The following is a 21,463-nucleotide window of genomic DNA, read 5'->3' as shown; positions in this document are numbered from 1 at the left end:
CCGACCGGGGGTTTTGCGGGCGTGTTCTCCCATAATTCCAGACGATGGCCGGTTTGCGACGAACTCGCCGAAACAGGATCGTCATATGTCCGAAAAGTCCATTTCGCAGCGTTGGCATGCGGGATGACGGGGCTCGGGTAAACGGTACCTCCCCGAGGTTTTATCAACAGCGTGCCGCGCGAGAGGTTGACAGTCGCTTCAGAACAAGTGGAATAGGTGAAGGTCACCGTCCAGACCATCTTCAGCTAGGGGTGTGAGCAAGAATGCTCCAGACCTTCCCGGTCCAGGATCTCAGTCGGATCTCGGCAAGGCTTCATGACGAGTTCAGCGCGTTGTCCCACCGTTGCGTGGAACGCTGCGTCAGCGACACCTGGAACTGTGCCGAACACCTGGGCATCACGGTCACACCACACCTCGTCGAGCGGGTCGCCCGCGAGCATCTCGAGGCAATGGTGAACTCCGTACCGCCCTCCCGAAAGCCGACGCGGCTCTCGGGAACCACACTGTTCACCGGTCACCGCGCGGTCCCCGAACCGCGCTGACCCGACGAGGGCACCTCCGGCCGCCGGCCGGCATACGCTCGGAGCGTGCCCTCCGCTACGCCCCCACCCACAGGACCCGACGTTCCCGTCGCAGCGTTCGAGGAAATGCTGCGCGCGGCCAGAGCGCTGCTCGCCATGCGCCACCCGCTGGACGCCGAACTGTCCTTCAGCGAACTCCTGGGCTCTTGGTGGGGTCAACGGGTCCCCGGAGTGGACGTGGAACGGCTACTCGGCGAGGGCCTCATCACCCATGCCACGGCCTCCGGAAAACCCGCCGGTCTGGGCGTGCTCGCCGCGATCACCGCGCTGGGCACCTCGGCCACCCAACGCGAACTCGCCGAACAGGGCATGATCGCGCTGCGCGAGCGGGGTCTGAGCGCGCCCGCCTGGGCGACCCAGCTGGGCGAGGTCACCCCCTTGGCCGCCTACGTCAACGGCGACCGTTTCGGCGACACCGACGACGTGGTGTGCGTGTACGGTCGCGACTCCGAAGAACCCGAGCACGCGCTCATCCTCGTGCTGGACCACAACAGCGGCGGCCTGCTGCGCGACGCGTGGGTGACCACCAAGGTGGAGCTGCTCCTGGAGCAGTGCCGTGAACGTGCACGTGCCGATGGCTTCGCCCGGTTCGAGGAATCGACCCTGCCCCAGGCCCGGGCGCTCCTGCTGCGCGCGCTGGAACGGACCGAGGGCGTGGTGACCGGGGAACTCGACAACCCTGTCGGGGTGTCGGCCTCCGATCTCACCGGTGGGTCGCTGGCCGCCCACTTCGCGTTGGCGGCCTCCCGCGTCAAGCGACTGCCCCAGGGCAAGGCCCACCAGCCGATGTGGCGGCGTGACCGCCGCGCGGTCCTGGCGGCCCGCTTCCTCGCCTCGGACGAGGCCGCCGAGCTGTCCGACTCCTACGCCGCCAGCCGGTGCGCGGACCACATCATCACGTACGGCTGCGACGTCGACTCCGGACGTCCGCTGCGCGTCAGCCCCCGCAAGGTCGAGTCGTTCCTGCTGCACTGGCTGCCCGGTCGGGTGGTGCTGCTGCCCGAGGAACAGGAGGCGATGCCGCACGTGCTCGCCGCCTGGGTGCGTTGGGCCGGGGCGCAGAACGGCCTGCCCGACGTCGCCGTGGGCGCCACCATGGACACCGTGTGGGAGACCACCGCGGAGTTCGCCCGCATCTACCGTGACCCCGCCCGTCCCCTCGGGCTGCGTCAGGGGGCGGTGCGCCGGTTGTTGCCCGACGGCGACTTCAGGTCGCTGGCCCGCCGCATGTTCGCGTTCCCCCTGTTGGCCAGTGAATTGATCACCGACGCCCCCGACGAGTTCGATCCGTCGACTTCCCGTGGCCGGCGCGCCCTGCTGCGCCTGGACCACTTCGGCGAGTACGAGGAGGCCCCGCACAGCGGCCGCCACCACTCCACCGGGCAGGACCACTGGTACCGGCCCGTACAGGGCACCGACCCCGAACGCGAGAAGGAGCTGGACCGCCACGAGCGTCTCGCCAAGCGCCTGTGGGACGGCCGTCCCGCCGACCTCTGGGTCGCCGCCCGCAGGTTGCTCGACCGCGGTCTGGACCGTCCCACCGTGCTCGCCCACCTGATCGAGGCCCTGTTCGGCGCCACCGGCGAGAACGATCTCCGCCGCCGCCTCGACGCCCTGTGACCGGGCCGGCGTCGATCAGGCGAGCATGCGGGCCTTGAGGCTCTCGATCGTCGCTCCGGTGAGCTTGAGGCCGCCCGCGACGTAGGCGTCGAAGGACCCGTACTCCTGGTCGACGAGGGCGAACGCGCTGTTCAGGTAGTCCGGCTTGACCCGGGTCATCGGCTGGATGTCCTCCCACGGAAGGCCGCTTTCCTGGGACAACAGGCGCATCCAGTGATCGGTGGCCTCCTGGCGGTCGTTGCTGACCACGTAGTCGGCGACGACGACCTCGCGGTCCACACCCAGGATGGTGAGCAGCACGGCCGCGCCCCAGCCGGTGCGGTCCTTACCGGCGCTGCAGTGGAAGACCAGCGAGGTCGGCCCCTTGGCGGCGCGTTCCACCAGGTCGCGGTAGCCGTCCAAGGCCTCGGTGTCGGTGACCAGCCCGCGGTAGACCTCGTACATGTACTTTTCGGCGGCGCCATCGCCGAAGGCGATACGGGCCTGCTCGGGGTCACCGAACAGGTCGATGAAATTGGCACCGGCCGACTCGGTCCTCTGCACGCCGATCGCCGTGTACTCGGCGCCGTCCGGGATCAGGTCGGGGAGCCGGTCGCGTTCGTGGGAACTGCGCAGGTCGATGAGCTGGCGGATACCGAAGCCGTCGTAGGTGGTCCGCTCCTGCTCGGTGAGGGTGTGCAGCGCGTCGGAGCGGTACAACAACCCATCGCGCACGGTGCGGCCTTCCTTCGTGCGGTGGCCGCCGAGGTCACGGAAGTTGGGGGCACTGGGGAGGAGGAAACCGTCGTTCGTCACGACCGTGACGATACCCACCTCCCCGGCGCCCCACCGCACGGGGTACGACGACCGGACGGATGCCGGTCGCTCGCGGGATCTCAGCCGCGCATGGCCTCGATCTCGGTACCGGCCTCCTTGACGTCCTTGGCGGTGTCCACACCACGCCAGAACCCGTCGATGCGGTAGGCCGTGAGCTTCCCGGCCTCCGCCAACTCGGGAAAGGTCGAGGACTCGTGGTCGCCCTTGGCCGGCAACAGCGAGGTGATGCCGGGTTCGAACAGGTACACGCCCGCGTTGATCCAGACCGGCAGCAGCGGGCTCTGGGTGAACCCCTCGACGCGGTCCTGGTCGTCGACGTCGACGATGCCCCAGGTGGTACGGAACTGCGACAGGGCCAGGGTGGCGAGACCGCCCTTGGCCCGGTGCCGGCGCACCAGTTCGTCCAACGGGAACCAGGTGAGGACGTCTCCGTTCAGGGCGAAGTAGGGGGCCTCGGGGTCGCGCAGTCCGCCGGCGGCGTAGCGCAGGGCGCCCCCGCGGCCGAGCGGCTCGTCCTCCACCAGGAGGGTGATCTCGGGGCCCTCGGTTCGGGCCTCCAGGTGCTCGCGCAGGACCTCGGCCTTGTAGCCGCAGGACACGACGACCTGCTCGACACCGTGCGAGGCCAACCATTCGAGTTGGTAGTCGATGATGGGCCGTCCGGCCACCTCCACCATCGCCTTGGGGCGGGTGTCGGTGTAGGGCCGCAACCGGGTGGCCTGTCCGCCGGCGAGGATCAGTGCCTGCGTGACGGGGGTTTCGCTGGATGCAGATGAGGCGGTCATGTACTGGACAGTAGCAGCCGCCGTTCCAGCGGTTCCTCAGCTCTGTTGGGTGGCGTCGGAGTAGGCCCTGCGCACGTCGTCGCTGGTGATCACGGTCAGCTCGGTGGCGGTGGCCGACTCCCCCAGCTCCTGGGAGACCCGCAGGTCCCGGTGGGAACAGGCCCCCTCGTACAGGGAGCGGGCGAAACGACCGTTGCCCAGCTCGTCGATCCAACCCGCCTCGCACACGTGCGTGAAGATGCTGTGCAGGTCCTCGCGGGCGGTGTCGTCGAAGACGTCTCCGGTGCGCGCGGCCACGGTGTCGGCGATCTCCGAGAGTTCGTCCGCCGAGTACGAGGGGAACCGCACCCGCACGTTGAACCGGGAGGCCAACCCCGCGTTGGAGACCAGGAAACGATCCATCTCGCCGGTGTAGCCCGCCAACACCACCACGAGACGGTCACGGTCGTCCTCGGCACGCTTGAGCAGGGTCTGGATGGCCTCGGCACCGAACGCGTCGCCGCCGCTGTACCCGGGGTTGACGAGCGAATAGGCCTCGTCGACGAACAGCACGCCGCCCAGGGCCCGGTCGATGAGCCGGTTGGTCTTGACCGCCGTGGCACCCAGGTGCTCCCCCACCAGGTCGGCGCGCTGGGCCTCCACGACCTCGGCGCGACCGAGCATCCCCAACGCGGCGAAGACCCGCCCCAGCACGCGCGCCACCGTGGTCTTGCCGGTGCCGGGCGGGCCGGTGAAGACCAGGTGACGCAGCGGCGGCTGGTGCGGCAGGCCCTGCTCCTCGCGCAGGCGGGCCACCCGGAGCTGGGCGACCAGGGAACGCACCTGTTCCTTGACCGGCTCCAGACCGATCATGCCGTCGAGTTCGGCCATGGCCTCCTCCAGGCCGGGCGCCTCACCGAAGCCGGGCAGGCGGGAGGTGAGTTCGGTGTAGGCGGCCTCGACATCGGCCGAGCGCACGGTGACCAGGTCGTCGGCGCTGGGTCGTCGGGGCGCCGGTTCGTCGCCGCCCACCCCCGAGGTGACCACACGCACGTCCCGCGCCTGGCAGCTCTTCTCCACCAGGGAGCGTGCGAAGCGGCCGTTGCCGAGCTCGTCCACCGCCTGGCGTTGGACGGCCTGGTCGTAGCGGCGACGCAGGGTGCGGGCGGCGTCGGCGTCCAGGGAGTCGCCGCGGGCGGCGACGAGGCGCTCGGAGATGCGGAACAGTTCGTCGGCGCTGTAGCCGGGGAAGGTGATGCGGGTGGCGAAGCGCGAGGCCAGACCCGGGTTGGAGGCCAAGAACGCGTCCATCTCCTTGTCGTAGCCGGCGAGCACGATGACCAACCCGTCCCGATCGTCCTCCGCGCGCTTGAGGAGTGTCTGGACCGCCTCGTTGCCGAACCGGTCGGACTGGCCGTCTCCTTCGTTGACCAGCGAATAGGCCTCGTCGATGAAGAGCACCCCGCCCATGGCGCTGTCGATGAGCTCGTTGGTCTTGATCGCGGTCGCACCGAGGTACTCGCCGACCAGGTCGGCGCGCTGGGCCTCCACCACACGGGAGGTGGGCAACAGCCCGAAGGAGTGGAAGATGGTGGCGAGGGTACGGGCGACGCTGGTCTTGCCGGTACCGGGCGGCCCGGAGAAGACCAGGTGGCGCAGGGGGCGCTCGACGGTCAGCCCGGCGTCGGCGCGCAGCCGGGCGGCCTCGATGGAGGCGGCCAACCCCCGCACCTGCTGTTTGACGGGGTCCAGGCCGATCATGTCTTCGAGTTCGGCCAGCGCTTGGTCGACCGGAACGGGTTCCGTGTCCTCCCCGTCGTCGCCCTTGGCGGCGCCACGCTCGGGAGCGTCCGAGGCCCGGCCGCGCAGCGAGGGGGCCTGGGCGGCCGTTCTACCGGACCCGGCGGCCTTGGGTCGGGCACCGCTTCCGCTTCGTTTGCGTTCGTTCTCGCGACTCTCCTTGATGACCTGTTTGGAGGCGAGTAGTCGCCACAGCAGGCAGGCGCCCGCCGCGACGTAGAGCGCGGCGATCCCGGCTCCGCCGGGGAAGGGTTCGATGACCATCCCGAGCAGGGCCACGGAGAATCCGACGATGAGCCCGGCGGTGAGCGACAGCAGAGACGTGTGCCAGACGGGGAATTCCCGAGCGCGCCCCGCGGCCAGGGTCACCAAAAGGGGCAGGGGAAGGACGAGCAGGCCGACGGGTCTGCCCAGCAGGGGGATCTGGAACAGGGGCACGGCGATGGCCAGCCACACCACGCCGACCAGCACGGTGAGGAACGCGTCGAGGGACTTCATCAAGGCGTTGAAGGCGATGAGGGCCAGGATCGTACCGAGCAGGACCGGGAACACCGGCAGGCTCAGCACGAAGGCGAGGATCACGACCACCGTGACCAGGACCAGTGCCGCCACGAGACGGCGGCCCAAGGGGACACGGTGATAGGCCGCGCGTAGGCGCTCCAACCCCGAGGGGGGCGCCGCCCGCGTCGCGGCGGGGCTCGTCTCCCGCGTCATCCATGCCCCTTCCTGCGTGGGGGTCGCCTGGGCGGCCCGGGGGCGGGCCGAGGGTGTGGGCAAGGAACAGCCTTGCCCCATCGGGGGTCGGATGTCCAGTGCGGGCCGGCGTGTCGTGGGCCGGTCGGGTCGAGGTTCAGAACAGGGGCGGGGCACCGTCCGGCACGGTTCGAACCACCCGTAGGTGACTCCAACGGGGCAGGGCGTCCAAGTAGGACCAACTCATCCGATGGTGAGGAGTGGGGCCGGATTCGGCGAGGGTGGCGCGATGGACGGGAGAGGGATAGCCGACGGCCTTCTCGAACCCGTAGCCGGGATGGTCCTCGGCCAGTTCGGCCATGAGCGCGTCCCGTCGGACCTTGGCCAGGATCGCGGCCGCGGCCACGCTGACGCAGGTCAGGTCGCCCTTGACCTGGGTGCGCACCCGCCAGGGGCGACCGATGAAGTCGTGCCTGCCATCGAGGAGAACGGCGTCGGGGCGGGGGTCGAGGCCGTCCAGGGCACGACGACCGGCCCGGTGCAGGGCCTCGGTCATCCCCACCTCGTCGATCTCGGCCGGTGAGGACCAACCGAAGGCGTGGTCGGCGACCCAGGGTTCGATCTCCACGACCAGTTCCCGGCGGCGCTTGGGGGTGAGTCGTTTGGAGTCGGTGAGCCCGGCGGGCGGCTCACCCTCGCCGGGGACTGCGGCGCACACCAGGAGCGGCCCCGCCCAGGCCCCGCGCCCCACCTCGTCCATCCCGGCCACCACTTGGGCGCCCGAGGCGCGAAGTTCGTTCTCCACTTCCAAGGTGGGGGCGGGCGGGGGGCTGGGCTTTCGGGAAGTCGTCGGCACGCGTTCCACCTTAGGGCGTGTTCCGTGCGCCACGAGAGAGACGAAAACCCCGTCGTCGTGGTTTTCCACCGGGTTTTGCACGACCCACCGGCCATGACAGTCGGTCATTGACAGTGACGTTGGGTAGTTTCCGCTTGTCGCCACCGCCGGTCCCCCGGAAGGAATGGACATGCAACAGGGCAGGCCCCGACCCGCTCCCCCGCCACGGGCCCGCAGGAAGCGGCGCCCGGCCCTCGGCACACGCCTCCCGAACGCTCCGCACGTTCCACCCGGGCGCCTGTACGACGTCGCCGCCGCCGTGACCCGTGTGGGCGTGGGCTGGGTGTTCGCCGAGTTCGGGCTGGCCCTACGCGGCCGGGAACACCTGATCGCCGAACGCCTCTCCGACTCCGGACTCACCCCGCTCACCTTTCTCACACCGCTCGTGCCCGCCCTGCTCGTGGCGTTCTCGGTCTCCTTCGCAGTGGGTCTGCTCACACGGCTGACCGGCCCCGCGCTCGCCCTCGCGGCGGTGGTCGGCACGCTCGGGGCGGGCACCGACCACCTGTCGCCGTTCGGCTCTTGGGGGTCGACCGCGCTGGTCACAGCGGTGTGCTTGCTCATGGCCATGGCCGGAGGGCGATGGTCGTGGGACTACCTGGTCCTCGGTGTCCGAGTCCCCGCTTCCCCCCGAAGCGAAGGACGGCCGGTATCGACGACGAGTAGGAAAGCTCCCACTATTTCTCACCGACGCCCCGAACACGCCCCGCCACTGCTCTATCCTGTGGAGCAGGCCGCGCTTCGACGGCCGTATCGACTGTGACGCGGCTCGTTCTCGCCTTTGTGCCGTTACGCCTGCCGCGTCGCATCACCCGGATTCGGTGGGGGGAACGCCATGTCCGCCTCAGCTTCCGGTCCGAACCCTGACGGGTCCGTGGCCAAGCTGATCGAGATCGCGGAGCAACCGACGCTGGGACAGCGCCTGATCGACTGGGCCTCACGTCCACCCGGTCGTCTCTACATCCCGGCCTGTGTTCTGGTCGGTCTCGTCCTGCTCTTCGAGGACAGCGTGCCCGCCGGGCACCTGCCCACGTTCGTCATCGGCCTCGGCGGTGGTCTATTGCTGGCCGGCATGGGCGCACTGCGGCTGGGCATCGCGCTCGCCGTCGCCCGCCCGATGATCCGCCGCTACTGGCTGCGCTGGCTGAGTGCGCCACTGATCGCGTTCGTCGCCTTGGGCCTGTCCGTGGCCGACATTCCGCTGAAGACCCGGGTGAGCGCCTCGACCGACCAGCTCCTGGAACTACGCGAGGACACCGGAGCGGCCACCGCGGTCCCTCGCAACGGCGAGTGGACCGGCATGTACTCGCTGCGCAGCGTGTCCCAGGACGGCGACGTCACCCACTACGGCATCGAGGGCGCCGGCCTGTTCCAGCCCGCCGGGCTGGCCCACAGCACCGAAGAGATCCCCGTCGGGGAATTCGTCCCCGGCCAGGGCTCCCGCATCTACGAGCACGTATCCGACGACTGGTACGTGTGGGTCGATCACTAGGCTCCGTATCCGCCCCGGGGTCCACCCCGGGGCGCCACGGCCCCTGACCCGCACTCCTCGCGCTCGGCCCCACCAGGACTCTTACCCTCCTCTTTGCCGACTCCTGCCCGCGTCCAACCGGACTCTCACCCGGGACCTGTAGACAGGGTGGTATCCCCTGGGGAGCCTCCTTCGGTTCTCTCTCCACTCACCCGAGGAGATGTCCATGCGCGAGTTCGTCCTCACCCTGCACCTACGGCTCCACGACTCCATCACCGCGCTGCGTCGCGCCCACGCCGTCGGTGACGACGACCTGGCGACGTCACAGGCCGGTGAGATCGAGGACCTCGTGGAGATCGCCGCCCGGCACGGAATCGACATCGCCGACTACGCGGCACTGTCTCCCACCGGCTGAGCCGGAGCGGGCCCGGGGAAACGACGAAGGGCCCCGCGGACCGTGGCACTCGACCACGACCGCGAGGCCCTCGCTCGTTCGAGGGAACGACGATCAGCGGCGACGCCCCTGCTTGCCGTACCCCTCACCGCGCTCGAACTGCTGACTCATCGCGCTGTCCTGCTGTTGTTGGTACTCCTCGGACATCTGCTGCTGACGGGAGGCCGCGGCGGCCACCGCGCCCTGCGCAGAATCCAACGCGTCCCGGGCACCCGCGGGCGACATCGTCGAACGCCCGCCCGGAGCGCTGCCCATGACCTGCGGCAACAGCTGAGCGGTGAGCAGCGTCGACAGTGCCGAGGAATCCCCCGAGCCCGCCTCGGTCTGCACCACCACCGGACGCGGAGCCCGCTCGGCCAAGGCCGAGCCGACGTCCAGACGGCGCCGGGCCAGCTCGTACTCCAGTACGGCCCGGTTGTCCCGGTAGGCGGTGGCCAGACGCTCCTGCGCCTTGGCCTCGTTCTCGGCCGCCACCAGGTCCGCGCGACCACGCGTCTCGATCTCGTACCGCACCCGCTGGGCCTCGGTCTCCTGCTCCTCCAACATCTGCGCCACGTCCTTGCGCGCCTTGTTGAGGGAGGCGTTGACCTCGACGATCTTGGCGTCACGGGTCTTCTTGGAACGCTCGATGTCCATGAGCAGGGTGTCGATCCGACGCTTGCGCGTCAGCTCCCACTCCTGCTCGTAGGCGACCAGTTCCTTGGCGACCCGCTCCCGGGTGGCCAGGTGCTGCTGGTACTGGCTGGGCAGCTGTACGTCGGGGATGTTGCAGCCGGTGATGACCACGCCGTACTTGCGCAGCTGATCGTTGAGCAGGCGACGCATGTCCTCCACGTTGGAACCGCGCAGGTCGTAGGCGGACTCGGTGTTCACCATGCGGCTGCGCTGGCGGATGGCGTCCTGCACCGCGCTGGACAGCACCAGGTCGAAGTTGCTCGCCCCGATGGTGGTGACGAACGCGTACGGCTCGTCGATGCGGAACTTCAGGAAGAACTCGATCGACTTCAGCGGCACGTTCTCCCTGGTGGGGCAAGCCAGGACCGGGGCCGTGTAGGGGATCTCGGTCCGGGTGTCCACCACGAAGTCCACACGCGCCCACGGGTGCCACAGGTAGTGACGACCGGGGCCGATGTTCTTCACGAAGGCGCCGTACTTGGTGAGGATGCCGGTGGTGCCCTCCTCGATCTCGACGATCGAACCGCGCCACCACCAAAGGATCGCGGCCGCGATGCTGAGCACACCCACCAGGAGGGTGGGCACGGCCAGCGCCCCATAGATGGTGCCGCTGACACCGCCCGACACCGCGTGGATGGTCATGACCAGCGCCGACAGCAGCGCGAACAGACCGAACCACACCAGGATCATCCAGCGCAGACCACGGTTGTCACGAGGGATGACGACGGGGACGATCGCCCCTTGGTCACCACCGCGCAGCAGGGCCGCGAGGTCGCCCCATGAGGCGAGGGACTCCTTGATGTTGGAGCCGCCACCGGGGTTGAAGGGCTCGCTCATCTACTGACCTCCCGGGTTCTGACCGCCCTGCGACCACGGGGGCAGCGGCGGGTCCTGCGGCGGTGGGGCCTGTTGGTAGGGGGCGCCGGTAGGCGGCGGAACGGCCGCTTCGGGGCCCGCTTCCTGTTCCCCCGGACCGTTCTCGTCGGACAGACGCTCACCGATCGCGTCCTCGCTCACCGACTGACGGATCTCCTCGACCAGGTCCTCACCCGGGTCCTCGGCGTCGTGTACCCGACGCTCACCGGACTCGTCCTCGATGAGATCGTTGATCTCCTGCTGGCGCTGGGCGATGCGCTCGCGGATGTCGCCCAGACGCTCACGGATCTCCGCCATGTCCTCCGCGGAGAAGAGGGCGGTGTCGGCCTGGCCGATGATCTCCTGGGCGATGCGCAGGTAATCGATGCTCGCGGCGTCGCCGGAACCGATGCGCAGGACCTGCGGCAGGCTGTCGGCGACCGACTCCAGCTTGTCCAGGAGGTTCTCCCGGAAGCGGTAGTTGAGGATCTCCGGGGCCTCGGCCGCCGACACGGCACGGATGTCCAGGGCCTGGGCCTGCAACAGCGCGGCGTTGGCGTTCGCCTCGGACTCGGCCTCGACGAAGCGCTGATGAGCCAGCGAACGGGCGCGGTTGGTCTCGCGCTCCAGGGCGGTGTCCATCTGCGCCTGGTACTGGGCGATGTCGGCCTGGATCGCCGACAGCGTCTCGTTGAGGGTGGCGAGCTCCTTGTTCAGGTCGCCCTCGTTCTGCTCCTTGCGCAGCTGCAGCTCGTACTCGAAGGTGTAGGCGTCCTTGGCCACCCGCACCATCTCCGGCGCCGCCAGGTCCATCCGGTACTCCTGGTTGGAGGGCTCGGCGTGGGTGATGTTGGCGCTGGTGAGAACGACGATGCCGCTGAACTGGCGGTTCAGGGAGTCGAGGAGGGCCTGGGTGCTCTCGCCGACCATGTCGTAGATCGCCGAGGCCTCCTGCTCGTAGATGAGGCTTCGGGTGGTCTCGGAGATGGCGTTGTTGAGCTTCTCCTGGAAACCCGGAACCCCGCCCAGGGTGTAGACGAAGTCGACCGCGTTCTCGATCTTGAACTGCACGAACAGGTCGATGGAGGCCTGGACACCGCTCTTGGTGGGCGCGGAGCGGATGGGTGCGTTGAACGGGTACTCACGTCTGGTGTTGACGATGTAGGAGACGCGCTTCCACGGGTTGAGCAGGGTGACCCGACCCGGTTGGAAGAGGTTCTCCATCTTCCCGAAGCGGGTGACGATGGCTTGGGCGCCTTCGGGCACCATCACCATGCCCTGACGCCACCACATGAACGCGCTGATCGCGATGGTGATCAGCCAGTAGTGGACACCGAAGAACGGGTGCAGGAACGGATTGGCGTCGGTCATCACGGCGCTGGGCACCACGAACACGATCGTGCCGACCACACCGAGGATCACCAGGGCGATGGCGGGCAGCATCGTGACGAAGGTGCGCCCACGGGGGATCACCATGGGGCAGATGACGTGGACGGGACCGCCACGGCCCCGCTCGTAGTAGCTGCGGTTGAGCGACTCACCCGCCGTGCTGAGCGAGGTGGTCTTCTGCTCGATGCGGGTGTCGACGGAAGCGCCCTGTTCGCGCGCGGCCACGAAGTCGCGGGGGTCGAGACCGCCGCCCTCCGAGCCCTGCCCGGAACCCCGGTCTCCCTGGCCTGACGCCTGACCCATCGCTTGTTGGGCCGCGTCGGAGACGGCCTGACGCGGATCCGCCCCTTGGGCCACCGCACCGGCCGCACCGCGCACTGTCTGCGCGAACGACATAGGCAAGTACTCCATTCTGGAACTTGAGGGAACTGACGCCTTCGACGCGGCGTACGCCGCCTTGGTTCCAGTTGAGAGCGGGTTTCGCGCGCAGTGAAGGGATAGTGGACAGAACACAAGGGTGCCACGAGCCACAACCGAAACACAGTGCCTGTGGCCAGAGCGTGATGAGTCCTCCGCCTGGTCATTACGCGTGCGCCGCCGGGCGGCCACCTCCGGGCGAGGGGTGACGGTCGAGGCGTGCCTACCCGCCGTGGATGTAGGCCTCCAGCCGGGCGCGGTCGTCCTCCAGGCCGCTGAGCCTGCTCTTGACGAGGTCGCCGATGCTGACGATCCCCACCAGCCGGCCCCCTGAGGTGACCGGCACGTGCCGGAACCGGCGCCGGGTCATGTGTTCGCTGATCTCCTCGACGGTGTCCTCGGTGGTGCAGGTGACCACGTCCGCGGTCATGATGTCCGCGACCGGGGCATCGAGGAGTTCGGATCCGCGCCGATGCAGGTGCCGGACGACGTCACGTTCGGAGACGATGCCGATGAGGGTTTCCTGTCGGGCGACGACGACGGCGCCGATGTCGTGCCGGGCGAGTTCGGTGAGCAGCGACGCGATCGTCGCGTCGGGGGCGATGCTCACCACCTCCGGGCCTTTGGCTCGAAGGATCGTGGATATCAGCATGGGGACCACCTTCCGCTGACTCGCGTGCCGAAGGGTTACCCCGGGTTCCACGCCGACAACCACAGGTATGGACCGGTCCGCCCGCCCCCGGATCACACGCGGACGATCACCACCCGTTCGCCTCTGGGACGTTCCGGCTCCTCGACCAGTGTCTCCAGGTCATTCGGATCACTGGTCAGCAGTACCACCGGACGCGGCTGCCGGAGCGCCGTGACGGCGACGACGGAATCGATCGCGCAGCGGTGTCCGGACAACCCGGTTCGACCGAGGAGCTCACCGGACTCCCGCCCCATCTCCGGTGAGATCGGCACCACCTCGATCCTCGCGAGGACCCGGTGCACACTCGCGTCCCGCGCGCCTCCCCGCAGGACCTCCGTGAGTGTGACGGCGCTGGTGACGACACGTGCTCCCCTGCGGCGCGCGGCCTCCAGATGGGCCCGGGCCTCCTTCGCGCCGGCTGCGACTTCGGACAGGCCCGCGCTGTCGAGCACCAGGGTGCCTTTGGCGCTCACTCGGCGTCCGGCCACAGGCTCTCCGCCTTCTCCACCAGGTCCTCGGGCACTTCACCGTGTTCGGCGTCGAGCGACTCGATCAGCTCGGCCAAGAGATCTTCCTTCAGCCGGCCGGCGACCGCCTCCGTAACGTAACGACTGAACTCACCGTGTCCCACTCGTCGCCGAACCGCGGCGCTGAGGTCTTCGGGCATGGAGACACTGATCTTGCGGGCGCGGCCACCCGGCTTCTCGGGGGGAGCGGGATCCGCCCTCCTCAGGTCTTCGAATGCGGTGAACAGGTGGGACACCTGTTCAGGAGAGAGTTCTCCCTGGATACCCATCACGTTGAGGGCATGTGAGAAGAGCGCTCGCGCTTCCTCTTCCGTCGCTCTGCGACCCGTTTCCATGAGTTCGACTCCCATATGAATGATGCTACCGGCGGTGGTAACTCCCTGCCCGGTGAACGGGAGAACACACCACCGACGTTCGTTCTTCCGGGAAACACGAAGGGGGAGACGGTCGGACCGTCTCCCCCTCAAGGCGCTATGGATCAGCTGCAACCACTGGTGGCGCCGCAGCCCTCACAGGCGTAGCAGCTGCCCGAGGGCCGCATCTTCGTCCCGCAGGTGATGCACAGCGGGGCGTCGGCCATGAAGCCTCCGGAGGCCGGGCTCGGGGCGGCCGGAGCCTCGGGGCGCTCCTCCGCACGCTCCTCCGCGGGACCGGACGGCGCGGCGGACTGGGCGTAGGACTCCACCTGGGTGGCGACCTGGGTCGGGTCCTCCCCGTTCAGCTGCGCCTCACGCTCGGAGGCCGACAGCACCCCCAGGGCGGCCCGCTCCTCGTAGGGCAGGTGGTCCAGGGCCAGCCGGCGGAAGATGTAGTCCACCACCGACTGCGCCATGCGGATGTCCGGGTCGTCGGTCATACCGGCCGGGTCGAAGCGCATGTTGGTGAACTTCTCCACGTAGGTCTCCAACGGGACCCCGTACTGCAGGGCGATGGAGATCGCGATGGAGAAGGCGTCCATGACCCCGGCCAGGGTCGAACCCTGCTTGCCGAGCTTCATGAAGACCTCACCGAGGCCGTCGTCCGGGTAGGAGCCCGCGGTGATGTAGCCCTCGGCACCGCCCACGGAGAACGAAGTGGTCTCGCTGGGCCGCTTCTTGGGCAGTCGGCGGCGCACCGGGCGAGGCGTCTCGGCCACCTCGACCTTCTCGGGCGCGGCCTTCTTCTCACTCGTGCCGGTGGACAGCGGCTGGCCGACCTTGCAGTTGTCGCGGTACACCGCGAGGGCCTTGAGGCCCGACCGCCAGCCCTCGAAGTAGATGTGCTCGAAGTCGGCGACCGTGGCCCCCTCGGGCACGTTCACCGTCTTGGAGATGGCACCGGACAGGAACGGCTGGACCGCCGCCATCATGCGCACGTGACCCATGGGTTCGATGTAGCGGTGCCCCATGGCGCAGTCGAACACCTCGTAGTGCTCGGGGCGCAGCGACGGCGCGTCCACGACGTGGCCGTTCTCGGCGACGAACTCGACGATCGCCTCGTTCTGTTCGTCCTGGTAGCCCAGGTTCTTCAGCGCCCGCGGGATCGCCTGGTTGACGATCCGCATGGAGCCGCCGCCGACCAGCTTCTTGTACTTGACCAGCGAGAAGTCCGGCTCGATCCCCGTGGTGTCGCAGTCCATCATGAAGCCGATGGTTCCGGTGGGCGCGAGCAGCGAGGCCTGGGCGTTGCGCCAGCCGTTGCGCTCGCCGACCTTGAGGCAGTCGGCCCACTGCGCGGTGGCCGCGGTGTGGATGGGCGCCTCCAGGGTGCCCACGGTGCGCAGGTCGTCGTTGGCGGCGGCGTGCTTGCGCATGACCCGCTTGTGAGCCTGCTCGTTGCGCTTGTAGCCGTCGTAGGTGCCCACCACCCCGGCCATCTCGGCGCTGCGACGGTAGGCGGTGCCGGTCATCAGCGAGGAGATGGCCGCGGCCACCGCACGGCCGCCGTCGGAGTCGTAGGCGTGCCCGGTCGCCATGAGCAGCGCGCCCAGGTTGGCGTAACCGATGCCCAGCTGCCGGTAGGCACGGGTGGTCTCACCGATCTTCTCCGTGGGGAAGTCGGCGAAGGTGATGGAGATGTCCATCGCCGTGATGACCAGCTCGGTGAGCCGAGTGAAGTTCTCCACGTCGAAGGAGTCGTCCTCGCGCAGGAACTTCAGCAGGTTGATCGACGCGAGGTTGCACGAGGAGTCGTCCAAGGAGAGGTACTCCGAGCACGGGTTGCTCGCACTGATCCGCCCGCTCTCGGGGTTGGTGTGCCAGTCCTGGATGGTGCCGTCGTACTGGATGCCCGGGTCGGCGCACTCCCAGGCGGCGCGGGCCATGCGCTGGAACAGGTCCTTGGCGTCGACGGTGGCGACGACCTCGCCGGTGGTGCGGGAGGTCAGCCCGAACTCGGAACCGGACTCGACCGCGCGCATGAAGGCGTCGGAGACGCGCACGGAGTTGTTCGCGTTCTGGTACTGGACGCTGAACATGTCATCGCCGCCCAGGTCCACGTCGAACCCGGCGTCGCGCAGGGCACGGATCTTGTGCTCCTCGCGTGCCTTGGTCTCGACGAATTCCTCGATGTCGGGGTGGTCGACGTCCAGCACGACCATCTTGGCGGCCCGGCGGGTCGCGCCACCGGACTTGATCGTCCCGGCGGAGGCGTCGGCGCCGCGCATGAAGGAGACCGGCCCGGAAGCGGTGCCGCCGGAGGACAGCAGTTCCTTGCTGGAGCGGATGCTGGACAGGTTGACCCCCGCACCGGAGCCGCCCTTGAAGATGATCCCCTCTTCCTTGTACCAGTCGAGGATCGACTCCATCGTGTCGTCGACGGACAGGATGAAGCAGGCCGAGACCTGCTGGGAGGAGGTGGTTCCGACGTTGAACCACACCGGTGAGTTGAAGCTGAAGTACTGGTTGGCGAGGGCGTGCTTGAGCTCGTGGTCGAAGATCTCGGCGTCCTCGTCCGAGGCGAAGTACCCGCTCTTGAGGCCGGTCTCGGTGTAGACGCCGACGACGCGGTCGATGAGCTGCTTGAGGCTCCACTCGCGGTCGGGGGCACCGAGCGCACCGCGGAAGTACTTGCTCGCCACGATCTGCGTGGCGTTCATCGACCAGGTGGCGGGGAACTCCACGCCGCGCTGTTCGAAGTTGACGCTGCCGTCACGCCAGTTGGTCATGACGACGTCACGGCGTTCCCATTCGAGGGTGTCGTAGGGGTGGACGCCCTCGGTCGTGAAGACCCGCGAGATCTTCAGCCCCTTGGGGCCCTTCTTCCCCTTACGGCCCGTTGAACCGCTGGTGGTCTCCGTCATGACGCTCCCCGAAGTAGCTGCTGTGCGCGGCCTGCTGTGACCGCGCGGGTTCTTGCTGTCGCTGCGGTCTCGGGCGGTTTCGGTGAACGCCCGGGCCGCTATGAGGCGGTATCGGCTGTGGATCCGGCCGGAGCGGAACCCTCGTCCGGGTCCTCCTCGGACCCGTCCTCGCGGTCGTTCCGCAGGCTGGCGATCTCGGTTTCGAAGTCCGCCAGACTCTCGAAGCCCCGGTAGACGCTGGCGAAGTGCAGGTAGGCGACCTCGTCCAGGTCACGCATCGGGCCGAGGATCGCCAGACCGATCTCGTTGGCCGGCACCTCGGCCACGCCCCGACCTCGGATCTCCTCCTCGACCTGTTGGCCGAGTTTGGCGAGGGCGTCCTCGGAGACGGGCCGCCCCTGGCAGGCCCGGCGTACCCCGGCGATGATCTTGGTCCGGCTGAAGGGTTCGGTGACTCCGGAGCGTTTGGCGACCATGAGCAGGACCGTCTCCTGCGTGGTGAAGCGGCGCTCGCAGACCGGGCAGGAGCGGCGACGTCTGATCGCGGCACCGTCGTCGGTGGACCTGCTGTCGATCACCCTGGTGTCCGGATGACGACAGAACGGACAATGCATCCTGGTTCACCTGCTTCCCTCTACCTACCCGAACCACAACCTTTGACTCTACCTAACCACAACTTCTGGGTGCCTTCCTCACTGGCGACACCAGATGTTGTGGTTGAACTTAGACCTCAGGAGCGTGGGTCGCAACCCGCCCACGGGCGTGTCCCCCAAGTGGGGGCGCGGGGCCCGCCCCGGCCGGGTCAGAGGGCTCGAAACGGCGGGGGGCCGCCTCCCAGGATACGGGGACCGCAGTTCGCGAGCCCCCGTTCGGCGCGCGTTCCACACGTGAGGAATCCCTTGTCGGGCAGGCCTTCCGGAACTTCCCACGACCGCACGGGGCGCATCTCGGGGCCGCCTCGGGGCCACCTCGGGCGAACCACCGGGAAAGCCGTTTTCCGCATTCGGCGGACACCGCCGGGGGAACACGTGTACACACTTAACCGAGGGTCACCGGAAAAGCCCATCGAAAAGGCGAAGTCGTCGACCCCGATCCTCGAACGCTTGTTTGATATCACCGTGTGCAACGACTAATCTTGGCCTTGATTTCACGCCGGTTTCGTCGCCCCTCCCACCATCGGGGCGCTGGGCCCGGCACCGGCCATCCGAACAGGCCCTGACCGAACCGAACGCCGAGGAGGCCCGGCCGTGCCGGAGGACAACACCGAGGTCGTCGACCCCGGAAACACCACCGTTCTTTCCCCCGTGGGCGACACGGGCGGTGCCGTGCCCGAAGCCCCCAAACTGACCGCACGCCAACAAAGCGTTCTCAACTGCATCCAGCGTTATGTGCGCGATCACGGTTTTCCGCCGTCCATCCGAGAGATCGGTGACGCCGTCGGCCTTTCCAGCCCCTCCAGCGTCGCGCACCAGCTCAAGGTGCTCCAGCGCAAGGGCTACCTGCACCGGGACCAGAACCGGCCGCGCGCGGTCGAACTGCGCACCCCCGGGCGGGACACCGCCCAGAGTCTCACCCTCAAGGAGCTCACCGCCGACGCCACCCGGGCCGCCTCGGTACCGCTGATCGGTCGGATCGCCGCCGGTGGTCCGATCCTGGCCGAGGAGTCGGTCGAGGACGTTCTGGCGCTGCCGCGCCAGCTGGTCGGCGAGGGCCGTCTGTTCATGCTGACCGTCGTCGGCGACTCCATGACCGACGCCGCCATCACCGACGGCGACCTCGTGGTGGTCCGCCAGCAGCCCAACGCCGAGAACGGTGACATCGTCGCGGCCATGCTGGACGACGAGGCCACCGTCAAGGTGCTGCGTCGAGGGGACGACGGGCACGTGTGGCTCATGCCTCGCAACGACGCCTACGAGCCCATCAACGGCGACGACGCGACCATCCTCGGCAAGGTCGTCACGGTCATGCGCCGCGTCTGATCCCGGTTCGCGGGATCGGCGAGGCCCGGTGACCGCACCATCCCGGCCGCGCCCACCAGGGCACGGCCGGGGTGGTGCGGGAGGGCACGGCCGATACTCTGAGGGACGTGTCCACTCCTGCCCGCACCCCCGTAGTCTCCGGCCGCCCACGACACCGTGGCCGCTCGGCCGCGGTGGTCGCCGCCCTCACCCTGCTCGTCTCGGCCTGTGGCCCCACCGACGAGAGCCCCGACCCTCCGGGGGTGAGCGGTGCCGAGCGCGAACTCAGCTTCGAGGGCGGCGGGTTCACCGTCGACGGCACGTTCACCTCGCCACGGAGCGATGCCGAGAACGGGGTTCCGGGGGCGCTCATCATCTCCGGAAGCGGTCCCACCGACCGGAACGGCAACAGCGCCGCGCGCCCCGAGGCCGGCACCAACCACAACCTGTCCCGGGTGCTCAGTGCCGCGGGCGTGGCATCCCTTCGCTACGACAAGTTGGGCAGCGGCGACCCCGCCACTTGGGACGACGAGGTGACGGACGCCCTGGAGAAACCGGTCGAACCCGAGGTCTTCGACGCCCAGATGGCCGCCGCGTACACGGAACTGGTCGAGCAGCCGGAGGTCGACCCCGAACGCACGATCGTCGTGGGGCACAGCGAGGGCGCGCTGTTCGCGCTGCGCGCGCACGAAGTGCTCGACGGAGCCGAACCCGCGCTGGTGTTGGCCGCCCCTCCGGGGACGCGCATGCTCGACGTCATCGACCGTCAACTGTCCGAACAGGTCCGGACCGCCGAGGCACAGGGATCGCTCAGTGACAGCCAGGCCGCGCAGACGCTCTCCGACACCCGGATGGCACGCGCCGCGGTGCGGGGCGGGCGGGACCTGCCCGAGGGCGACACCACGGGCTTGTTCACTCCGCAGAACCAGGAGTACCTCGCCTGGATCGACGCCTTCGACCCGCCCGAACTCGCCGCCGGGCTGCCCCCGCGGACCCCGGTCCTGGTGCTCTGGGGCGACGAGGACGCGCAGATCACCCGGGACGAGATCGATCGGTTGATGTCCGGTCTGGAGGGTGCCGAACGGGTGGACCTGGCCGGGATCGACCACGTCCTGCGCGAGTTCGACGACTCGCCCGGTGCGGCCGTGTTGGACGCCGACCGGGAGTTCTCACCCGAGGTGGCACCGGCCGTGACGGAGTTCGTCGACGGTCTGTGGTGAGGCCGTTCAGTCGGTCTGTTCCGCCTCGATGCTCTCGGGTAGTTCCGCCACGACCGATCTGACCAGCTGTTCGGCTTCGGCCGCGGCGTCCTCCCCCTCGACCGATCCGATGGCGTCGTAGTCGGTGGCGGCGGTGTAGCAGGACTCCAGGTAGAGGTTGGAGACGCGTACACCGGTGCAGCCGACCTCGAAAGCTCCGGGCTCCACCCAGGTCAGGGCCTCGTCGCCGAGGTCGTCGAGCGGTCGCGGGTCGTTGCCCGAGGCGGTGGAGGCCAGGGTTTCGGCGGCGATCTCGTCACCGCCCTCGACGGGTGCGGCGACCAGCATGAGCGTGGCCGCGGCCGGGACGGCGGTTCCGCCGTCCTCGGGGGTGGCCCAGCGGCACTGCCAGCCGGCGCCGAAGGTGTCCTGGGCGCTGCCGACGGCCTCCTCGATCTCGGCCTCGTGGTCGGGTACGAGTTCGTCGAGGACCTCGGTCTCCCCGATGGCGCATTCGGGGGCCGCCTCGTAGGCGCCGCGTTCGGCCCCGCCCTGAAGCAGGTACCAGATCAGCCCTCCGGCGACCGCGAGCACCACCAGGACGAGTGCCATGAGGAGGACGACGGCGAAGGTCCGGCTCTGCGGCGGAGGCGTCCCCGGATCGGTCTCGTAGGTACCGCTCACAGGGTCTCACCGATTCGGGTCGCGATCTCCACGGCGGTGTCGCGGGCGTCGTCGAAGGCGATGGGATCGCCGTCGGACTCACCGGTGTAGGAGACCCGCACGAGCAGGTTGGTGGTGTGGAAGGCGAGTTCGGCGGTGCCGGGGAGTTGCCCCTGCCAGACCTCGGCGCCGGCGGTGCCGGGTAGTTCCAAGGGTTCGCCCCGGGCGGGCGCCACGGCCTGGTGGGCCCGGGTCGCCGCCTCGTCGCCGGTGACGATGGGCTCGGCGGAGGCGTCGGTGAAGCGGGCGGACAGGTCCACGCGCAGGATCGCCCGGTCGCCTTCGGTCGCCCCGGCGGTGCTCCACACGCACACCGTGTTCTCCCCGCCGTTCAGGGGGCCCTGGTCGTCGGACTCCAGGACCGCCCCGGGCAGTGCCTCGGTGAGGGTGTCCTCGGGGACCGCGGCGCAGCCGGGGGAGGCGGTGTGGGTGTCGTCGCCACCGGGTACGTCGGGGTCGTCCGCGGCCGCCCACAGACCGCCGCCGATGGCCGCCGCGGAGACCACCACCCCGCCCACGGCGATGATCGACGCCCGCACCCACGGTCGGTGCAGGGCTCGACCGTCCTTCGAAGAGCCCACCGGGCCACCGCCTCCCCTAAGTGTGTTGCGCACAACGGTAGAGGGCGGTGGACGCGGCCGCGACCATCGCCCCC

20 protein-coding genes are annotated in these 21,463 nt (G+C 69.0%); 7 read left to right on the top strand and 13 right to left on the bottom strand.

Annotated features, from left to right (window positions below):
* Positions 1–263: 263 nt before the first annotated feature.
* On the top strand, positions 264–542 hold the full coding sequence (locus tag BQ8420_RS32885; RefSeq protein ID WP_087101215.1) for a hypothetical protein: 279 nt from the start codon (positions 264–266) through the stop codon (positions 540–542).
* 105 nt (positions 543–647) lie between these two features.
* Positions 648–2,201, top strand: a complete 1,554-nt coding sequence (locus BQ8420_RS22895; RefSeq protein WP_087101214.1) for a hypothetical protein — start codon at positions 648–650, stop codon at positions 2,199–2,201.
* A gap of 15 nt (positions 2,202–2,216) precedes the next feature.
* On the opposite strand, the gene BQ8420_RS22890 is transcribed toward BQ8420_RS22895, so the two are convergent.
* The 4 genes from BQ8420_RS22890 to BQ8420_RS22875 all read right to left on the bottom strand — a co-directional run bounded on the left by BQ8420_RS22890 (position 2,217) and on the right by BQ8420_RS22875 (position 7,130).
* Complete coding sequence (locus BQ8420_RS22890; RefSeq protein ID WP_087101254.1) at positions 2,217–3,014, bottom strand: tyrosine-protein phosphatase; 798 nt, start codon at positions 3,012–3,014, stop codon at positions 2,217–2,219.
* 62 nt (positions 3,015–3,076) lie between these two features.
* Positions 3,077–3,802, bottom strand: a complete 726-nt coding sequence (locus BQ8420_RS22885; RefSeq protein ID WP_087101213.1) for a nucleotidyltransferase family protein — start codon at positions 3,800–3,802, stop codon at positions 3,077–3,079.
* A 36-nt stretch (positions 3,803–3,838) separates the two neighbouring features.
* Entirely contained in the window at positions 3,839–6,295 is a 2,457-nt protein-coding gene (locus BQ8420_RS22880; RefSeq protein ID WP_087101212.1) for an AAA family ATPase, read from the bottom strand.
* Between the two features lie 136 nt (positions 6,296–6,431).
* Positions 6,432–7,130, bottom strand: coding sequence for a ribonuclease HII (locus tag BQ8420_RS22875; RefSeq protein WP_087101253.1), 699 nt, complete (start codon positions 7,128–7,130; stop codon positions 6,432–6,434).
* A gap of 169 nt (positions 7,131–7,299) precedes the next feature.
* Here BQ8420_RS22875 and BQ8420_RS22870 point away from each other — a divergent pair, with 169 nt between their 5' ends.
* The 3 genes from BQ8420_RS22870 (at position 7,300) to BQ8420_RS22860 (ending at position 9,055) form a co-directional block, all read left to right on the top strand.
* Positions 7,300–7,932 carry a DoxX family protein gene (locus tag BQ8420_RS22870; RefSeq protein ID WP_087101211.1) on the top strand — a complete coding sequence of 211 codons (633 nt, stop codon included), beginning with the start codon at positions 7,300–7,302 and terminating at the stop codon, positions 7,930–7,932.
* Positions 7,933–8,004: 72 nt separating this feature from the next.
* Positions 8,005–8,661, top strand: a complete 657-nt coding sequence (locus BQ8420_RS22865; RefSeq protein WP_087101210.1) for a hypothetical protein — start codon at positions 8,005–8,007, stop codon at positions 8,659–8,661.
* Between the two features lie 205 nt (positions 8,662–8,866).
* Positions 8,867–9,055 carry a hypothetical protein gene (locus tag BQ8420_RS22860; RefSeq protein WP_087101209.1) on the top strand — a complete coding sequence of 63 codons (189 nt, stop codon included), beginning with the start codon at positions 8,867–8,869 and terminating at the stop codon, positions 9,053–9,055.
* A 93-nt stretch (positions 9,056–9,148) separates the two neighbouring features.
* On the opposite strand, the gene BQ8420_RS22855 is transcribed toward BQ8420_RS22860, so the two are convergent.
* The 7 genes from BQ8420_RS22855 to nrdR all read right to left on the bottom strand — a co-directional run bounded on the left by BQ8420_RS22855 (position 9,149) and on the right by nrdR (position 17,542).
* Complete coding sequence (locus BQ8420_RS22855; RefSeq protein ID WP_087101208.1) at positions 9,149–10,606, bottom strand: SPFH domain-containing protein; 1,458 nt, start codon at positions 10,604–10,606, stop codon at positions 9,149–9,151.
* Positions 10,607–12,409 carry an SPFH domain-containing protein gene (locus BQ8420_RS22850; RefSeq protein ID WP_087101207.1) on the bottom strand — a complete coding sequence of 601 codons (1,803 nt, stop codon included), beginning with the start codon at positions 12,407–12,409 and terminating at the stop codon, positions 10,607–10,609. It abuts the gene before it with no gap.
* Between the two features lie 244 nt (positions 12,410–12,653).
* Positions 12,654–13,082, bottom strand: a complete 429-nt coding sequence (locus BQ8420_RS22845) for a CBS domain-containing protein (RefSeq protein WP_087101206.1) — start codon at positions 13,080–13,082, stop codon at positions 12,654–12,656.
* A 92-nt stretch (positions 13,083–13,174) separates the two neighbouring features.
* Positions 13,175–13,609 carry a type II toxin-antitoxin system VapC family toxin gene (locus BQ8420_RS22840; protein WP_143847494.1) on the bottom strand — a complete coding sequence of 145 codons (435 nt, stop codon included), beginning with the start codon at positions 13,607–13,609 and terminating at the stop codon, positions 13,175–13,177.
* Positions 13,591–13,998: a hypothetical protein gene (locus BQ8420_RS32435; RefSeq protein ID WP_200816054.1), complete on the bottom strand. Its 408-nt coding sequence runs from the start codon at positions 13,996–13,998 to the stop codon at positions 13,591–13,593. The genes BQ8420_RS22840 and BQ8420_RS32435 overlap by 19 nt, the downstream gene beginning before the upstream one ends.
* Positions 13,999–14,126: 128 nt before the next feature.
* Positions 14,127–16,928 (bottom strand): vitamin B12-dependent ribonucleotide reductase, encoded by a 2,802-nt coding sequence (locus BQ8420_RS22830; RefSeq protein WP_087101205.1) that lies wholly within the window; start codon positions 16,926–16,928, stop codon positions 14,127–14,129.
* Between the two features lie 98 nt (positions 16,929–17,026).
* Entirely contained in the window at positions 17,027–17,542 is a 516-nt protein-coding gene (gene nrdR, locus BQ8420_RS22825) for a transcriptional regulator NrdR (protein ID WP_087101204.1), read from the bottom strand.
* 690 nt (positions 17,543–18,232) lie between these two features.
* On the opposite strand from nrdR, the gene lexA reads away from it, so the two are divergent.
* Both lexA and BQ8420_RS22815 read left to right on the top strand, forming a co-directional pair.
* A complete protein-coding gene (gene lexA / locus BQ8420_RS22820) occupies positions 18,233–18,907 on the top strand; it encodes a transcriptional repressor LexA (protein ID WP_235006433.1) in 675 nt (224 codons plus the stop codon).
* Positions 18,908–19,014: 107 nt separating this feature from the next.
* Complete coding sequence (locus tag BQ8420_RS22815) at positions 19,015–20,106, top strand: alpha/beta hydrolase family protein (protein WP_369825533.1); 1,092 nt, start codon at positions 19,015–19,017, stop codon at positions 20,104–20,106.
* A 6-nt stretch (positions 20,107–20,112) separates the two neighbouring features.
* Here the strand turns inward: BQ8420_RS22815 and BQ8420_RS22810 are convergent, their stop codons facing one another.
* The gene (locus BQ8420_RS22810; protein WP_087101201.1) at positions 20,113–20,769 is read right to left on the bottom strand and encodes a hypothetical protein; all 657 of its coding nucleotides are present in this window, start codon (positions 20,767–20,769) and stop codon (positions 20,113–20,115) included.
* The gene (locus BQ8420_RS22805) at positions 20,766–21,389 is read right to left on the bottom strand and encodes a hypothetical protein (RefSeq protein WP_235006429.1); all 624 of its coding nucleotides are present in this window, start codon (positions 21,387–21,389) and stop codon (positions 20,766–20,768) included. Before BQ8420_RS22805 ends, BQ8420_RS22810 begins: the two co-directional genes overlap by 4 nt.
* Between the last annotated feature and the right edge of the window lie 74 nt (positions 21,390–21,463).

The organism is Nocardiopsis sp. JB363 (assembly GCF_900143625.1).
Classification (GTDB): domain Bacteria; phylum Actinomycetota; class Actinomycetes; order Streptosporangiales; family Streptosporangiaceae; genus Nocardiopsis.
Note: the sequence above shows the minus strand (reverse complement) of the source record. Positions and strands in the feature narration are given on the sequence as shown.

Excerpts from the sequence above, each read along its gene's own strand:
- BQ8420_RS32435 (WP_200816054.1), bottom strand. The coding sequence starts at position 13,998 with ATGGGAGTCGAACTCATGGAAACGGGTCGCAGAGCGACGGAAGAGGAA.
- BQ8420_RS32885 (WP_087101215.1), top strand. The coding sequence starts at position 264 with ATGCTCCAGACCTTCCCGGTCCAGGATCTCAGTCGGATCTCGGCAAGG.
- BQ8420_RS22880 (WP_087101212.1), bottom strand. The coding sequence starts at position 6,295 with ATGACGCGGGAGACGAGCCCCGCCGCGACGCGGGCGGCGCCCCCCTCG.
- BQ8420_RS22895 (WP_087101214.1), top strand. The coding sequence starts at position 648 with ATGCTGCGCGCGGCCAGAGCGCTGCTCGCCATGCGCCACCCGCTGGAC.
- BQ8420_RS22845 (WP_087101206.1), bottom strand. The coding sequence starts at position 13,082 with ATGCTGATATCCACGATCCTTCGAGCCAAAGGCCCGGAGGTGGTGAGC.
- nrdR (WP_087101204.1), bottom strand. The coding sequence starts at position 17,542 with ATGCATTGTCCGTTCTGTCGTCATCCGGACACCAGGGTGATCGACAGC.
- BQ8420_RS22830 (WP_087101205.1), bottom strand. The coding sequence starts at position 16,928 with ATGACGGAGACCACCAGCGGTTCAACGGGCCGTAAGGGGAAGAAGGGC.
- BQ8420_RS22850 (WP_087101207.1), bottom strand. The coding sequence starts at position 12,409 with ATGTCGTTCGCGCAGACAGTGCGCGGTGCGGCCGGTGCGGTGGCCCAA.
- BQ8420_RS22865 (WP_087101210.1), top strand. The coding sequence starts at position 8,005 with ATGTCCGCCTCAGCTTCCGGTCCGAACCCTGACGGGTCCGTGGCCAAG.
- BQ8420_RS22855 (WP_087101208.1), bottom strand. The coding sequence starts at position 10,606 with ATGAGCGAGCCCTTCAACCCCGGTGGCGGCTCCAACATCAAGGAGTCC.
- BQ8420_RS22860 (WP_087101209.1), top strand. The coding sequence starts at position 8,867 with ATGCGCGAGTTCGTCCTCACCCTGCACCTACGGCTCCACGACTCCATC.
- BQ8420_RS22885 (WP_087101213.1), bottom strand. The coding sequence starts at position 3,802 with ATGACCGCCTCATCTGCATCCAGCGAAACCCCCGTCACGCAGGCACTG.
- BQ8420_RS22870 (WP_087101211.1), top strand. The coding sequence starts at position 7,300 with ATGCAACAGGGCAGGCCCCGACCCGCTCCCCCGCCACGGGCCCGCAGG.